This window comes from Paenibacillus kyungheensis, from assembly GCF_028606985.1.
In the GTDB taxonomy this organism is placed as follows: Bacteria; Bacillota; Bacilli; order Paenibacillales; family Paenibacillaceae; genus Saccharibacillus; species Saccharibacillus kyungheensis.
Genome location: NZ_CP117416.1, coordinates 1,038,069 through 1,052,932, shown reverse-complemented (window position 1 = coordinate 1,052,932; position 14,864 = coordinate 1,038,069). Strand labels below are relative to the sequence as shown.

The 14,864-nt window shown below is 39.3% G+C and carries 14 protein-coding genes and 3 riboswitches; of the genes, 11 read left to right on the top strand and 3 right to left on the bottom strand.

All coding sequences use genetic code 11. The features are described 5' to 3' along the window. Positions 1–121: 121 nt before the first annotated feature. From PQ456_RS04620 to PQ456_RS04605, 4 genes are read left to right on the top strand one after another with little or no spacing between them, the layout of a single operon-like run. Positions 122–1,420 (top strand): ABC transporter substrate-binding protein, encoded by a 1,299-nt coding sequence (locus PQ456_RS04620; RefSeq protein ID WP_273615082.1) that lies wholly within the window; start codon positions 122–124, stop codon positions 1,418–1,420. A 39-nt stretch (positions 1,421–1,459) separates the two neighbouring features. Then, the gene (locus PQ456_RS04615; RefSeq protein ID WP_273615081.1) at positions 1,460–2,317 is read left to right on the top strand and encodes a carbohydrate ABC transporter permease; all 858 of its coding nucleotides are present in this window, start codon (positions 1,460–1,462) and stop codon (positions 2,315–2,317) included. After that, positions 2,314–3,177: a carbohydrate ABC transporter permease gene (locus PQ456_RS04610; protein ID WP_273615080.1), complete on the top strand. Its 864-nt coding sequence runs from the start codon at positions 2,314–2,316 to the stop codon at positions 3,175–3,177. The genes PQ456_RS04615 and PQ456_RS04610 overlap by 4 nt, the downstream gene beginning before the upstream one ends. A 52-nt stretch (positions 3,178–3,229) precedes the next feature. After that, positions 3,230–4,213, top strand: coding sequence for a glycoside hydrolase family 43 protein (locus PQ456_RS04605; protein ID WP_273615079.1), 984 nt, complete (start codon positions 3,230–3,232; stop codon positions 4,211–4,213). Positions 4,214–4,389: 176 nt separating this feature from the next. Here the strand turns inward: PQ456_RS04605 and PQ456_RS04600 are convergent, their stop codons facing one another. Next, complete coding sequence (locus PQ456_RS04600) at positions 4,390–5,010, bottom strand: LysE/ArgO family amino acid transporter (RefSeq protein WP_273615078.1); 621 nt, start codon at positions 5,008–5,010, stop codon at positions 4,390–4,392. Between the two features lie 128 nt (positions 5,011–5,138). Here PQ456_RS04600 and PQ456_RS04595 point away from each other — a divergent pair, with 128 nt between their 5' ends. The 4 genes from PQ456_RS04595 (at position 5,139) to PQ456_RS04580 (ending at position 8,673) form a co-directional block, all read left to right on the top strand. Beyond that, a complete protein-coding gene (locus tag PQ456_RS04595; RefSeq protein ID WP_273615077.1) occupies positions 5,139–5,738 on the top strand; it encodes a GntR family transcriptional regulator in 600 nt (199 codons plus the stop codon). Continuing rightward, a complete protein-coding gene (locus tag PQ456_RS04590) occupies positions 5,702–6,532 on the top strand; it encodes an aminotransferase-like domain-containing protein (RefSeq protein WP_337957878.1) in 831 nt (276 codons plus the stop codon). The genes PQ456_RS04595 and PQ456_RS04590 overlap by 37 nt, the downstream gene beginning before the upstream one ends. Before the next feature lie 190 nt (positions 6,533–6,722). Then, positions 6,723–6,819: riboswitch (cyclic di-GMP riboswitch) on the top strand. Positions 6,820–6,881: 62 nt separating this feature from the next. Further along, positions 6,882–7,526, top strand: a complete 645-nt coding sequence (locus tag PQ456_RS04585) for a class D sortase (RefSeq protein ID WP_273615076.1) — start codon at positions 6,882–6,884, stop codon at positions 7,524–7,526. A gap of 90 nt (positions 7,527–7,616) precedes the next feature. After that, a riboswitch (cyclic di-GMP riboswitch) is annotated at positions 7,617–7,701 on the top strand. 68 nt (positions 7,702–7,769) lie between these two features. After that, a riboswitch (cyclic di-GMP riboswitch) is annotated at positions 7,770–7,847 on the top strand. Positions 7,848–7,860: 13 nt separating this feature from the next. Further along, positions 7,861–8,673 (top strand): transglutaminase-like domain-containing protein, encoded by an 813-nt coding sequence (locus tag PQ456_RS04580; RefSeq protein ID WP_273615075.1) that lies wholly within the window; start codon positions 7,861–7,863, stop codon positions 8,671–8,673. A gap of 149 nt (positions 8,674–8,822) precedes the next feature. Here PQ456_RS04580 and PQ456_RS04575 read toward each other — a convergent pair whose 3' ends face one another. Both PQ456_RS04575 and fdhF read right to left on the bottom strand, forming a co-directional pair. Continuing rightward, positions 8,823–9,392, bottom strand: a complete 570-nt coding sequence (locus PQ456_RS04575) for a helical membrane plugin domain-containing protein (RefSeq protein ID WP_273615074.1) — start codon at positions 9,390–9,392, stop codon at positions 8,823–8,825. After that, entirely contained in the window at positions 9,376–12,369 is a 2,994-nt protein-coding gene (gene fdhF / locus PQ456_RS04570; protein ID WP_273615073.1) for a formate dehydrogenase subunit alpha, read from the bottom strand. Before fdhF ends, PQ456_RS04575 begins: the two co-directional genes overlap by 17 nt. A 452-nt stretch (positions 12,370–12,821) precedes the next feature. On the opposite strand from fdhF, the gene PQ456_RS04565 reads away from it, so the two are divergent. The 3 genes from PQ456_RS04565 (at position 12,822) to PQ456_RS04555 (ending at position 14,795) form a co-directional block, all read left to right on the top strand. Next, positions 12,822–13,502 carry a futalosine hydrolase gene (locus PQ456_RS04565; RefSeq protein WP_273615072.1) on the top strand — a complete coding sequence of 227 codons (681 nt, stop codon included), beginning with the start codon at positions 12,822–12,824 and terminating at the stop codon, positions 13,500–13,502. 1 nt (position 13,503) lies between these two features. Next, the gene (locus PQ456_RS04560; RefSeq protein WP_273615071.1) at positions 13,504–14,340 is read left to right on the top strand and encodes a 1,4-dihydroxy-6-naphtoate synthase; all 837 of its coding nucleotides are present in this window, start codon (positions 13,504–13,506) and stop codon (positions 14,338–14,340) included. A gap of 290 nt (positions 14,341–14,630) precedes the next feature. Then, on the top strand, positions 14,631–14,795 hold the full coding sequence (locus tag PQ456_RS04555; protein ID WP_204825444.1) for a DUF1540 domain-containing protein: 165 nt from the start codon (positions 14,631–14,633) through the stop codon (positions 14,793–14,795). The last annotated feature ends 69 nt before the right edge of the window (positions 14,796–14,864 follow it).

Sequence of the window (14,864 nt, the reverse complement as noted above, 5' to 3'; positions counted from 1 at the left end):
TTATATTTTTATATAAAATATATTTTTACTAAATTTATAACCAATTGAGTATATAAATCCTAAATCAGCAAACGTATACTACAGAAATGAAGCGTTTACATTTTGAATTTGGAGGTCATTTATGAAAAAGTCAGGCTTATTGCTTTCTTCTTTGCTACTGGTGACGACCCTTCTATCTGCTTGTGGTAACTCTACTGATTCTTCTTCTGCTTCTGGTGGAAGTGGAGCGAATGACAAAGTGACATTGACCGTAACTCACTATATGGTCGAAAAACCAAAAGTCGATACATTCAAAAAATTAACCGATCGTTTTACAGAATTGAATCCTAATATTACATTCGATGTGCAAGTCATGCCTGTGGATAAATACAACGACAATATCAAAATGAAAGTAGCCGCAAGCGATGTACCGGATATTATTTTCGGTCGTCCACAAGGTATGGTTGATATTACCAAAGCAGGTGCTTTTCTAGACCTTACCAACGAACCTTTTATTCAAAAAGTAAACAAAGACTATCTGCCTAACGTGTCTTACGACGGTAAAGTATACGGATTGCCTACCGATCTTATGACCAATGCAGTGATCTATAACAAAGATTTATTCAAAAAAGCAGGTGTTGAAGTTCCTAAAACATACTCTGAACTTGTAAAAGTAGCACAAACATTACAATCTAAAAATATCACTCCATTTGCAGCTTCGTGGAAAGATGGGGCTTCGTATATGAGCTTTATGTGGCCGGATATGTGGGGAACATTGCTCAAAGAAAATCCTGATTATGCTGGTAAAGTGATGGCAGGCGAGACTACATTTGCAGCGATTCCCGGGTATAAAGATTTCTTAGGACGTGTAAATACATTAAGCTCTTTTGCCAATAAAGATGCCGCTGATATTGATTATGACCGTTCGCTTCAATACTTTGCACAAGGTAAAGCAGCTATGGATATTATGGGTAGCTTCGCTATTGGAACGATTCGTAATTATAGCCCTGACGGTAATTTCGGTGTATTTATGTATCCGGCAACAGATACTCCTGAGAATAATGTAATGACCTATTCAACAGATGATACTTGGATGATCGGCGCTCAATCCAAAAATTTAGATGCCGCCAAAAAATTCTTAGAATTTATGGCTTCGGAGGAAGGATCTCAAATCTGGGCAGATGGCGTACAGACATTAAGCGCTATTTCAGCAGATATCAAACCAGCCAAACAAGATCCAATCGCTGAAGAATTTCAAACGATCTTCAAAACAGGCAAAGTGGTTAACAATCAGGTCAAACCACTCTGGTACGGTCAATATGATGATACTTGGCAAAAAGATTTAACCTTCTTCCTTGTCTCTGATCCTGCGACACGTAGTGTCGATGAATTGCTACAAAAATTAGATGCCGACTTCGCTCGTATTAATAAAATGAATTAATCATATGTACCCTATTCTAACTAATGTGGTGGTGATCTCGTGACCCGTAAGTACAAAGACGAACTGCTCAAGTTCAGCTTTATCGTTCCTGCATTACTATTCTTTTGCCTTGTCGTTGTATTTCCGTTTTTTCGCGGAGTCAATATCGCTTTCACCAACTGGAACGGTATCGATATGTCTTACGATTATGTTGGTTTGCACAATCTTAAATTATTATTTACCGATACAGAGCTACTAAATCCGATCAAAAACACATTGTTTTTTGCTATCTTTACGACTGTCTTTATTAACGTTATCGGCTTGGGACTTGCTGTTGCGCTGAATACCAAGTTCCCGGGTGTTAATTTGCTCAAAAGTTTTATTTTTATGCCGATGGTAATCAGTCTGGTACTGGCTGCTATTATCTGGCGTTATATTTACAGCGATATTTTTCCAACGATTTTCCATACCGATGGAGGATTATTGGGAAATCCGACAACAGTTATGTTAGGTATCTCGATTATTAGCGTCTGGAAAGAAGTCGGACTCGCGATGGTTATCTACTATGCCGGTCTACAGACGATTCCCAAAGATATGTACGAATCTGCGCATATCGATGGAGCCGGTAGCTGGACTCAATTTTCCAAAATCACTGTTCCTTTATTAATGCCTGCATTTACGTATTGTATTCCGCTCTGGATCGGGACTGGATTACGACAATTTGATTACCCGATGGTCGCTACAAAAGGTGGCCCGGGTACATCCTCCGAGACACTAGCGATGTATGTGTACAATTACGAGTTCCCTTATTTCAAAGCAGGTTACGGACAGATGGCGGCATTGATGTTATTTTTCTTCATCTTAATCGTCACAGTGTTCGTCACTAACTATTTCCGCAGAAGAGAGGTGGAATATTGAATACTTCGGTTCCGATCGTACAAATCAAAGAAGCGCCCAATCGTCGTTTTCCCAAATTATTACGAATCATTATGCTTTATATCATCGCTATTTTGTTTTTATTTCCGTTTTATATTGCGATCGTGTATTCGATCAAGACACCTGTAGAAACAGCTCAAAGTCCGCTCGCTTTTCCAACACATATTGCATGGTCCAACTATAGCGATGCGATAGCTGCTTCTAACTTTTTTCTGGCTTTGCGTAATAGTGTGTTAACAACGATCGGGACTGTACTCTTAACGATTACTGTCTGTTCTATGGCGGCTTATATGATCGCTCGTAACAACAATCGGTTTTACAACTTTTTCTACTATCTATTTATGTCTAGTATTATGTTGCCTTTCCAAGTACTGATGTTTCCACTTTACAAAACGTGGACAGAGCTGCATTTATTAAATACGATTCCCGGTTTGATTATTGCTTTGACTGGTGTACAAATTGGTTATTTTGCTTTTCTCTATGTAGGCTTTATCAAGACAGTTCCGCGAGAATTAGAAGAATCGGCAACACTTGATGGCGCATCCAGATATCGGACATTTTTCAGTATTATTTTTCCGTTACTCAAGCCAATTAATTCAACAATTCTTGTATTAAGTGCACTTGGAGCATGGAATGACTTTGTCGTATCAATGATTATCGTTCAGAAAAAAGAAGCTTCTACATTACCACTTGTTCAATTTCAATTTTTCGGAGAATATACATCAGAGATTAATATGGCGTTTGCAGCGATTATTTTATCTATGATCCCGATTATGGTGTTCTATCTATTTGCGCAAAAGTATATTATCGGCGGTGTAACGGCTGGAGCTGTTAAAGGCTAATACGTAATCATATCGCTATACTACATGACAGATTATACAAAGGAGTTTTGAGATGGATACTCAATCTTCACCTTCTTCTGCTACGAATACTTATCGCAATCCGATTATTGAACAACGTGCTGATCCATGGGTGTATCGACATACCGATCAACAATATTATTTTACCGGCTCTGTTCCTTCGTTTGATTATATCGAACTTCGGCGTGCAGCTACGATTCAAAATCTAGCTGATGCAGAACCTGTAATCGTATGGCGTAAGCCAGATAGCGGGCCGATGAGTCATTTAATCTGGGCTCCTGAGCTTCATTACATTCATCAGAAATGGTATATCTATTTTGCTGCCGCCGCTACAGACGAGATTGTCGATGGGCTTTTCCAGCATCGTATGTTTGTACTGGAAAATGATCACCCTGATCCACTACAAGGTTCATGGATCGAAAAAGGACAAATCGTTACTCCATGGGATACATTCGCTCTGGATGCGACAACATTTATACATCAAGATCAACAATATCTGTTATGGGCGCAAAAAGAACCTGAAGTCGATGGTAATTCCAATTTATACTTATCTCTTATGGCAAATCCCTGGACATTAAAAGGGACTCCCACTCGATTAAGTATTCCTGAATTGTCATGGGAATGTATCGGATTCAAAGTCAACGAAGGCCCTGCTTTTTTACGTAAACAAGATCAATTATTTATCAGCTATTCTGCTAGTGCTACCGATCACCATTACTGTCTGGGACTACTTACGGCCGATATCCATAGCGATATTCTAAATGCTGGATCATGGCGCAAAAGTGATCAGCCAGTTTTTGGCACAGCAGAAGCCCATTCTCAATATGGCCCCGGGCATAATTGCTTTACAATCTCAGAAGATGGGCAACATGATGTAATGATCTATCATGCTCGTAATTACAAAGAAATTTCAGGCAATCCATTATATGATCCTAACCGTCATATGCGCGCTCAAGTAATCCAATGGAGATCTGATGGTACACCTGAATTTGGTCGTCCTGTTGCCGATACTGTCTAGATTGACTTCGATCTATCTGTACATCATCTACCAAAAAAGAACACTTTTTCTGGATGTCTTATCACATAAAATAAACAAAAAACCTCTATATTACTGAGATATTTCAGCAATATAGAGGTTTTTTGTTGTGCTTTAGCATAGTATATGTAGCATTTGTTCTGACTATAATCTTCATTTTATATAGCTTCATACAGATAACGATATAAAAGAAATAGCGCAATCCCCCAGATCATTAATGCTGAACATTTGTTCAATACATTTAACCATCTGCCGGAAGAATCAAAACGACCTACCCAATGTCCACTTACTGCCAAGCAGACAAACCACACCCATGAAACAATAATACATGTGAGAGTAAAAATAAATTTATCAATACCTTCGTACGGTAATGAACTAATCCCAATTACGCCGATCGTATCTAGCAACGCATGTGGATTGAGCAAGGATACAGATAAAGCAAACACAATCTGCTTGCGTATCGACAATGGTTGTATACTCCCTTGCTCAGAACGAATACTACTTTTCCATGTGATATACCCCATATATAGAAGAAACACGATTCCACCGATCATTAGAACATGCTTAATCCAGGGTAATCCAAGCACTACTAATGACACTCCACCTACAGCCAGACTAATAAGTAAAGTATCGCAAATACCTGCTGTTATCACTACAGGCAGAGCACGCCAGAGTGGTCGCTGCACAATCCCTTGTTGAAAAATAAAAATATTTTGCACCCCTAACGGTAAAATAAGCCCTAATGCTAATAAAAAAGCATGCATCACAATACCAACCATATCTGTTCTCCTTTCACTTGCATATCTAAGTCTATCTTGAATAGGCTAGTAAAGGTACAGCCAAATGTGTAGTATATAACCCAACCAAATCTATAGGATTCAATCTATTGTACAAAGGAGTACACTCAATGAATTATTGGAAACCTGATCGACAATCCACTTTACCTTTACATAGACAAATCGAGCAACATATTCGTTATAAAATAGTCAGTGGTGAATGGCCGATCGGGACTCGCTTGCCTTCACAGCGACAACTAGCTACTGTATTTGAAGTAAATCGTAGTACAATTACGATCGCATTAGATGAATTAAAATCATGGGGCATTATAGAGGGTAATAAAGGTGGAGGCACAACTGTAATCAACAACACATGGAACCTGATAGCTGCTGCTTCTCAGCAAACGATAGATTGGCAAGCTTATGTAAATGCCGGCACCCATCAACCCAATCTAAAAACAATTCAAAAAATTAATCATGCTGAATTTGCTCAAGGAATGATTCGTACAGGCACAGGTGAATTAGGCAAAGAGTTAATGCCTCATCGCCAAATATCTTCTATTTTACAACAAGCACCGTCTGAACTGTTTTTAGGGTATGAAGAACCAAAAGGCAATTTTGAATTAAGACAGCAGATTGCTCATTATGTAAAGCAATGGGGCATACATTGTAGCCCTGATTCTATTTTGATCGTATCTGGGTATCTGGATCTATTCAAGCTCTACAATTAATAGCTGTAGGACTTCTCGCTCGCCCATCCAGTATTGTAGCTGAATCTCCATCTTATATTCGTTCTATTCAAGTCTTTCAATCGGCAGGTATACCTATTCATTCTGTTTCTCTGGATAAAGAAGGGATTGATCTGAAGGTTTTACATGCCACAGTCGCTCAATATCAATCAGGATTACTATATACGATTCCTACTTTTCATAATCCAACAGGTATATTGATGTCTAAGCAACGCCGTAATGATCTTATTGAACAATGCAAAGAATTGAGATTACCTATTATTGAAGATGATGTATATCGTGAATTATGGTTAGATGATCTTCCCCCTGCTCCGCTTAAATCACAAGATTCCAATGGTAATATCGTCTATTTAGGAAGTATGTCCAAAATGATGAGTCCGGGGCTTCGAGTAGGTTGGGTTATCGCACCTGAACCAGTTATCGAACGATTAGCCGATATCAAAATGCAGACCGATTACGGTTCTAGCAATCTTTCTCAATATGTTGCTACCCAATGGTTCGCTCAAGGTTATCATGAACCACATATACAATGGGTACGCGGGCAATTGCGTACGCGTCGTGATCAGATGCTTGAACTATTACAGCAACATTTTAGCGATATAGCCGATTGGCAAATACCGACAGGTGGCTTTTATATTTGGGTAAAGTTAACTGTTACAGTACCTATGCAATTATTGTTTGAGCGCGCTATTCAGGCAAATATTTTAATTAATCCGGGTTATTTATATGAAGACGAAGCCACATCACATATAAGATTATCATATGCGTATACCTAACCAGAGCATCTACACACTAGCATTATCCAACTCAAAAAATATATTATTTCGTTATGTCGTTAGTTTGAACAATCATTTATTATTTTTTAAGACATTTTGCTGTTTTATTGGTGTTATTATCTCACTTACTTATTTACTGTGCATACTATCAATGATACTATTAGCTGTAGCTTTAACAGACAATTTCATGTATGGAGAAAAGCAAACTATTCGAAAGAATAGGACGCAAAGTGTGGAGTCTAACAAGTATAGATCGAATATACTTTATTGATTGTCCTACCGCCCCGAACAATGATCGGGGTTTTTCTGTTTTTTTATCGTATACAACAAGAGATACGGAGTGATAACTATGAAAAAGTGGTCTTATTTATTTATTCTGCTAGGCATTATGATTCTAGCTTATCCGCAAGTCAGTGAATGGTATGCCGATTGGCAACAAGATCGCTTATTAAATGAAGCTGAAAGTGAAGCAATCGCACCGTCTACTGCTCAACCTGCGAATTTAAAAAGTGGATATGCCAAAGTAAATCATCTTTTAAATGAAGAAAGTGAACAGTCTACTTCTGCTCCAGCACCAGTACAAGGTGATATTTTAGGGATTATTACTATTGATAAGATTGATGTAAAATTACCGATTGTCGAAGGAGCAACACGCGATAATATGCGTAGTGCAGCTGTACACATTTCTGAAACAGATCAATTAGGTCAAGCAGGCAACTTCGCAATTGCTGCGCATCGAGCTCACAAATATGGACGATTATTTAATCGATTAAATGAGGTCAAAATTGGCGATATTGTGAAAATTGAGTCTAGGGGTAAAGTTTTCGAATATAAAGCCGATAATATAAGTATAGTGGAACCTACTGACGTATCAGTATTAGAAAGTCACCCTAATCGTGAAGAAATCACGTTAGTGACTTGCGATCCTCTAGTTAATCCGACTCATAGACTTATTATCCATGCTGAACGAATATCGACAAATATTTCTAGTTGATTTTTCTCAATTTAATGATATTATAGTAAATATGAACAACCAGTAACTTTTAAGGTTTAGGAACTTAGACACTTAACCATAAAAGCTTCTGCACGATAATGGCAAACCTGTCGAAAGACTGGGACGCAAAGCTAAAGGGCCTTACCTCTTATGGGGTTGGCAGCCAGCCACCGAATGAAGAAGCTTTTTTCTATACACTAAATATCCTTTTTATGTCATATATGCAAATTTAAACTAAAATTCAAACGATAACGGCAAACCTGTCGAAAGACTGGGACGCAAAGCTAAAGGGCCTTGACCACATGGCAGCCAGCTACCGAAAGGAATACTAATCATGAAAAAACTTTTGCTAACTTGCTTGACAGCATTCACTCTTATCTCTTTCGCTCCGACGCATACTTATGCAGCTACACCTCCTGCTACTGACTCTTGGTTAGACACTTCAACTGTAAGTGAAGGCTTTATCGCCGTTCATTATAATGCACCAAGTCACACTCGTACTAAATTGATGATTAGCAAAAACGATGTGAACTACACTTACGATCTTAACTCAACTCAAACTGATTCTTCTTTCCCTTTACAATTAGGTAACGGAACATATAATGTAACTATTCTTGAGAACACATCAGGTAACAGCTACAAAAAAGTCCAAGGTGATTCTCTTGAAATGAACCTTAACAACGAAAATGCTGTCTATCTTGCTTCCACTCAAAATGTAGATTGGAAAAATGCTACTGCTCTTATCAGCAAAGCACAACAATTGACTAAAAATGCAACAACAGATACAGAAAAAGCACAAGCTATCTACGATTATATTACTACTAATGTAAAATACGATTATAAATTTGCTAGTGCATTGCCTGCTGTATATGTACCAGATGCTGCAACTACATTAGTATCTAACAAAGGCATTTGCTACGATTACGCTTCTCTAAATGCAGCAATGCTTCGTAGCGTAGGCGTTCCTACAAAATTGGTAATGGGTACTTCTACAAATGTTAAAGAATACCATGCTTGGAACGAAGTTTTATTGAATGGTCAATGGGTAACAGTAGATACTACAGTTGATGCTACTTTAAAACAAAGCGGTAAAACAACAACATTAGCTAAAGATGCTGCTGCATACAAAGCTGTTAAAACTTACTAATCTCACATTTCAAATATTCATTATATTTGCATATTCATACACAACTCAAAAAGCGAGAAAGATCATATAAATGATCTTTCTCGCTTTTTTGATTGGATTTATTATTTGTATTTACAGCAATTCTATGACTAACATACACTGCATTCTAATCATTGTGAGCTTTGAGGAGGTTCTTTTTTGCTCAATTCCCCGCCCATTGCTTTGAGAAACTGTAATCCTACCGATAGTGAAGATCTAACATCAGGATCGCGCATCATTCCGAGCAATCCAATCATACCTGGCGGATGATCATCAGCATGACTATTCTTTTTCCCGACTTTGGAAGGCTTATCATTCTCATACAATTTCTGTGAAGAATCAGAATGTAGGTCTCCTAGATGATCTAATCCTGCTCCTAAAGCTTTGATTAGCTTTTCTAGTTCTTTTGGATCAAGCTTACCTAATACTTGAATAAGCGTAAACGCATTTTTGATCAATGGGGGCAAATTCATCCCTTCGATCATATCGATGCCTATCGCACTGATTGGAATTCTATTTTTGAGCGCAGCATCTGCAATATCCAGTACGCCTGCTCGATCCAGTTCTTTAACAATCTCTAGCATTTTCAAGATTGATTCTGTATTGTCTGTTAATGCTTTGATTAATAGACCTAGTGATTGAGCTTGAAGCTCCGCTTCTGTCGGAATATGACGTTCTATCTGCTTAATAGGTCTCGCCATGAGACTCACGCTCCTTCTGGATCGTTGTAGCAATCGGTTCATAGTCTGATCGATTCCACTTATCTTCGACTCGTACACTGATCTGAGGACGGCGTGTAGCGAAGCGTGGGTTGACCTGAGGCAAAGGCGACACCTGATGCTCTACTTCATCTACCAACACTTCCATCATCACATTGATTTCTTTGTAACTTGGCGTATGGGTAACTTTATCGGTATAACTACTGGTTAAGCGGTTGATGGCTTCATGTTCATTAGATGTATTCATCGGCAAATACAATTCTTTGCCTTTCACCCGATCCGTTACCAGTACCGACAATTTCACTTTACCAAAAGGAGAAATCAATCGAACTTTGCTACCGTCTTGTACTCCTCGCTCTGCTGCCAATTCTGGTGAGACTTCTAGCCATGTGCCAGGCACTTTATGGCGAATTCCCTCAGCTTTGTACGTCATATTGCCTTCATGGAAATGTTCTAATAACCGTCCGTTATTCAAATGTAGATCATACATCGCTTCTGGCTCATACGGTTGTGTCCATTCTACCGGATATAATTTTGCTTTACCGTTAGGGAAATGGAACTCTTCTTCATACAACAAATGTGTACTGGTTCCGTTCGGATGCACAGGCCACAATTGACTATTCCAGCCTTCTAACAGATCATAATGAACACCTGCAAATAAAGGTGCTAGACTCGCTGCTTCTGCCATAATTTCGCTCGGATGAGTATAATTCCACTGCGCTCCCAAAGCATTAGCAACATCTTGAATAATGCGCCAGTCTGGCTTGGAATCACCTAGAGGGGCAAGCACTTCATGGAACCGCTGAATACGGCGCTCGGTATTGGTAAATGTACCGTCTTTTTCAAGACTTGGAGAAGCTGGCAAAATCACATCAGCATATTGAGCTGTATTGGAGAAGAAAATATCCTGTACAACGAAAAAGTCCAGCTTGCCTAACATCTCTGCGACAAAGTTAGAATTAGAATCGACCAATGCCATATCTTCACCAAATAGATACATAGCTTTCAGCTTACCTTCTTCGATCGCATCGACCATCTGATGATTGTCATATCCAGGTTCTACAGGAAGCTGAACGCCCCATGCTTGCTCATAACGATGACGCACATCATCATCTGATACTTTTTCATACCCGGGGAAGAAATTCGGCATCGTTCCAAAATCACAAGCGCCCTGTACATTGTTATGACCACGCAAAGGATAAGCTCCTGTGCCCGGACGACCGAAATTACCTGTAGTTAACAACAGATTACATAGCGCTGTAGATGTATCTGTTCCACCGCGATGTTGAGTTACACCCATTGCCCACAACACACATACCGATTTGGCTTGATGAATCATTTCAGCGGTAGCAATCAATTCGGCTTGTGAGATACCGGATACTTGCTCTGCATATTCTAATGTATACTGATCGAGTGATTGACGGAACTCTTCGTATCCATCGACACGAGCTGTTAAAAATCCGTTATCTTCCCAGCCTTGATCGATAATATATTTGGTAACCGCAGATACCCAGACCAGATCAGAACCAGGACTTGGATGTAAATGAATATCTGCACGTTCTGCCATTTCATTTTTGCGTAGATCGGATACGATCAGTTTTTGACCATGCAGTTTATGTGCTCTCTTCACTCTTGTAGCTAAGACCGGATGGGATTCAGCAGGGTTCGCTCCTACAATCATAACTAGATCTGCTTGCTGAATATCTTCGATCGTACCACTATCTCCACCCATACCTACGGTACGCATCAGTCCCGATGTAGCTGGAGACTGACAATAGCGAGAACAGTTATCCACATTATTCGTGCCCATAATAGAGCGTACAAATTTTTGAAAAATATAATTTTCTTCATTAGAACATTTCGATGAAGCAATATAACCAATCGAATCCGCTCCATACTCATCACGAATACTGCCTAATTTGCCAGCGATCAGATTAAGCGCTTCTTCCCAGCTTGATTCGACAAATCGATCACCTTTACGGATCAAAGGTTTGGTCAGGCGTTCTTCACTATTTACAAAATCCCAACCCCATTTACCTTTAATACATGTCGAAATTCCATTCACCGGTGCATCGATTGAAGGTTCGATTTTGAGAATATCGCGCCCTTTAGTCCATACTTCAAAGCTACAGCCAACTCCACAATATGTGCAGACGGTTTTGGTACGTTTGATCCGCGAACTACGCATAGAAGCTTCGATCTCTGATACTTTAAATATTTCTCGGTATCCCGGTTCGATTTCTTTGGTCAGTTCAATCATCGGTTCCATCACTTGATTATCAATACCTGTTAGGAATCCAGCTTCACCGACCATCGTAGTCTCCATCAACGCATTACAAGGGCATACTGTAACACAATGTCCGCACGATACACACGAAGACTGATCAACAGGCACATCATCATCCCAGATGACCCGCGGCTGATCACGACTCCAATCGATCGTTAATGTCTCATTGACTTGAAGATCCTGACAAGCTTCTACACAGCGTCCACATAAAATACATTGATCTGGATCATATCTATAAAAAGGATTGGTGTTATCAATTTGATAAGGTTTGGGTTGAAAAGGATAAGTCTGATGTTCGATCCCTAATTTTTCTGTTGTGTTATGAACGACACAATTTCCATTATTGTTATCGCAGACCGTACAATACAGTTCATGATTTTTGAGAATACGTGACATCGATTCTTGCTGTGCTGCTTTGACCAGTGAAGATTCTGTAGAGATTTGCATGCCTGGACTAACTACCGTGCTACATCCGCGAACCAATTCTCCGTTCACTTCTACCATACATGTATCACATGTCTCGATTGCTCCTAGTTGCTCGTTATAACAAATTTGCGGAATATAAAATTCGTCTTGTCCTTTGGCTGCTTGCACGATAGTTATACCTGGTTCTGTAACGACCGATTGTCCGTTTACTTCAATCACGATCTGTTCTGTATGGCCTGTCTTCATCATCCTGTTCACCTCTACCTTAAAATTAGTCCTAAATAGTCTAGTTGTATGATGCAATAAGCTACTTCTAAATTGATCCTGCCATGATGTGTTGCAACGACTTATCACAAAATAATGTATTATAAAATTGAATGAATCATATTTACCCAATCCCTTTTTAAAGTAAGCATCTTTTCCCTTTTATGTGGTGATCTATTATTTCTATTCATACATAATTCATATTAATTTAATTACATATTATATTTGTAGTTTATTTGCAGCTAAATAATGTGTGCTCCTGTTATTGCTAGAATGATACTATTTTGGTGTTTGAATGATTCTTTTGCTTCTTATTTCTGGTGATTGATAATGATGTTATCCTTTAGAGCTGACTTTACTTTATAGCTTAATGAGAGTAACGTTAGAAAGTAGCTTGTAATGAAATGCTTGTAAACCATAAGGAGATACAATCTATGAATACTTCGATTCATTCTCATTCGTCCTCTAAACGAATATTGATTATGACAGCTGTTGAAGCGGAGCGTGAAGCTGTTCTGCAAGGATTGTCTGCACGGGGTGAAGACCGCTTTAGTGTGCAATTAGCTGGTGTAGGCCCTGCTTCAGCAGCAGCGCGAACAACTTCGATTCTTGCTAAAGAATCTTTTGATATGGTGATTAGTGCAGGTATTGGTGGTGGATTCAGTGGCTATGCAGAGATCGGTTCGATTGTACTTGCGAGTCAGATGATTGCAGCAGACCTCGGTTCAGAGACACCGGATCATAGATTTCTTTCGGTAGATGAATTGGGATTCGGTTCTTCTGTTATTCAGGCGGATACTGTCTATAATGGAAGTCTTGCTTCAGCGATTCAATTAAAAGGTCTTGCTGTGCATATTGGCCCGGTATTAACTGTATCTACCACTACCGGTTCGGCTGAATCAACAGCCAGGTTAGCTGAGCGTATTCCAGGTGCTTCGGCTGAAGGAATGGAAGGTTATGGTGTAGCGCTGGCTGCTCATTACTTTCATCTGCCAGTTCTAGAAATTCGTGCAATCTCTAATCGAGTCGGTCCGCGTGATCGAAGCAGTTGGCGTATTCCTGATGCGTTGCAAGCTTTAACTAAAGCAAGCTCCATATTACCGGAGGTGCTATAATATGAAAATCGCTTTTTCTCCATGTCCTAATGATACATTTGTTTTTCATGCGTGGGTGCACGGTCTTATTCCGAATGCTCCCGAGCTTGATGTAACTTATGCTGATATTGATATTACGAATAACTGGGCAGCTACAGGTGAAGGCCCTGAAGTACTGAAAGTGTCTTATGCAGCATTGCCGTGGTTATTAGAAGATTATGCCCTAATTCCTTGTGGTGGTGCTCTTGGCCGAGGCTGTGGTCCATTGGTATTAACAGCCAATCCTAACGAAACGAACCCTGCCAGTCTATCCGGTAAAAGAGTCGCTGTACCTAGTGAACGTTCTACCGCTTATATGTTATTCCGTCTATGGGCAGCACAAAATGTTCCCGGTGGTGTTGGGGAGATCGTTGTTATGCCATTTGATGAGATTATGCCTGCGGTTCGAGATGGTCAGATTGATGCAGGTCTGGTTATTCATGAAGCACGATTTACGTATCCTAATTATGGTCTAACACTAATGGAAGATATGGGTAGCTGGTGGGAAGAAGATACTGGATTACCGATTCCGTTAGGAGCTATTATTGCTAAACGTTCATTAGATGCGAATCAGATTGCTGATTGGGTACGTTCTTCTGTGGAATATGCTTGGGAACATCCTGAAGCTTCACGTCAATATGTACTGGATTATGCACAAGAAATGGATCCTACAGTAGCAGATTCTCATATTAATCTGTATGTCAATGAATTTACGCGTAATCTAGGGGAAGATGGTTATGGAGCGATCGAAGCGTTGTTAGGACGTGCTGCTAATGAAGGTCTTGTTCCTTCATTTGATCTTTCATTGTTACGTAAATAATGGTCATAGTTGGTTTTTATCATAAAGCATCATAACGACTCATCAAAAAGCCCCAATTCACAATCAATCTACAGTGAATTGGGGCTTTTTTTGTCTAAATAACATTTTTTTTGATTTTTTTGTGGATTTTCTATATATTTGTGAGCAAAAAGTTTGCCAATTGAATTGTTTATCTGGTACACTGGCATTAACGCTACAATATTTGTAGCGAGAAATACAAATAGCCCCTTTTCACAGAAGGAGCTGCTTATTTCTAATTCCTATCATTCTACTATAGGAGGTGAATTACTATGGTACAAAACGTACTTTGTGAAGTGAACTCTTGCACACATTGGGCTGAAGAAAATAAATGTACTGCTGAATCTATTTTCATCATCAACCATGCTCACAAAAAAGCAACTGAGTCTGAAGAAACAGATTGCCAAACTTTTGATAAAAAAGAAGCAATCAACTAATTGAAAATGTTTTACAACTGAGAAGGGACTTTGCCGAGTTCCTTCTTTCTTTTTATATTCTACCAACAA

What these genes read in the sequence shown, in the direction of transcription:
- PQ456_RS04620 (WP_273615082.1), top strand. Translation starts at nt 122, where the DNA reads ATGAAAAAGTCAGGCTTATTGCTTTCTTCTTTGCTACTGGTGACGACC.
- PQ456_RS04605 (WP_273615079.1), top strand. Translation starts at nt 3,230, where the DNA reads ATGGATACTCAATCTTCACCTTCTTCTGCTACGAATACTTATCGCAAT.
- PQ456_RS04600 (WP_273615078.1), bottom strand. Translation starts at nt 5,010, where the DNA reads ATGGTTGGTATTGTGATGCATGCTTTTTTATTAGCATTAGGGCTTATT.
- PQ456_RS04595 (WP_273615077.1), top strand. Translation starts at nt 5,139, where the DNA reads ATGAATTATTGGAAACCTGATCGACAATCCACTTTACCTTTACATAGA.
- PQ456_RS04585 (WP_273615076.1), top strand. Translation starts at nt 6,882, where the DNA reads ATGAAAAAGTGGTCTTATTTATTTATTCTGCTAGGCATTATGATTCTA.
- PQ456_RS04580 (WP_273615075.1), top strand. Translation starts at nt 7,861, where the DNA reads ATGAAAAAACTTTTGCTAACTTGCTTGACAGCATTCACTCTTATCTCT.
- PQ456_RS04575 (WP_273615074.1), bottom strand. Translation starts at nt 9,392, where the DNA reads ATGGCGAGACCTATTAAGCAGATAGAACGTCATATTCCGACAGAAGCG.
- fdhF (WP_273615073.1), bottom strand. Translation starts at nt 12,369, where the DNA reads ATGAAGACAGGCCATACAGAACAGATCGTGATTGAAGTAAACGGACAA.
- PQ456_RS04565 (WP_273615072.1), top strand. Translation starts at nt 12,822, where the DNA reads ATGAATACTTCGATTCATTCTCATTCGTCCTCTAAACGAATATTGATT.
- PQ456_RS04560 (WP_273615071.1), top strand. Translation starts at nt 13,504, where the DNA reads ATGAAAATCGCTTTTTCTCCATGTCCTAATGATACATTTGTTTTTCAT.
- PQ456_RS04555 (WP_204825444.1), top strand. Translation starts at nt 14,631, where the DNA reads ATGGTACAAAACGTACTTTGTGAAGTGAACTCTTGCACACATTGGGCT.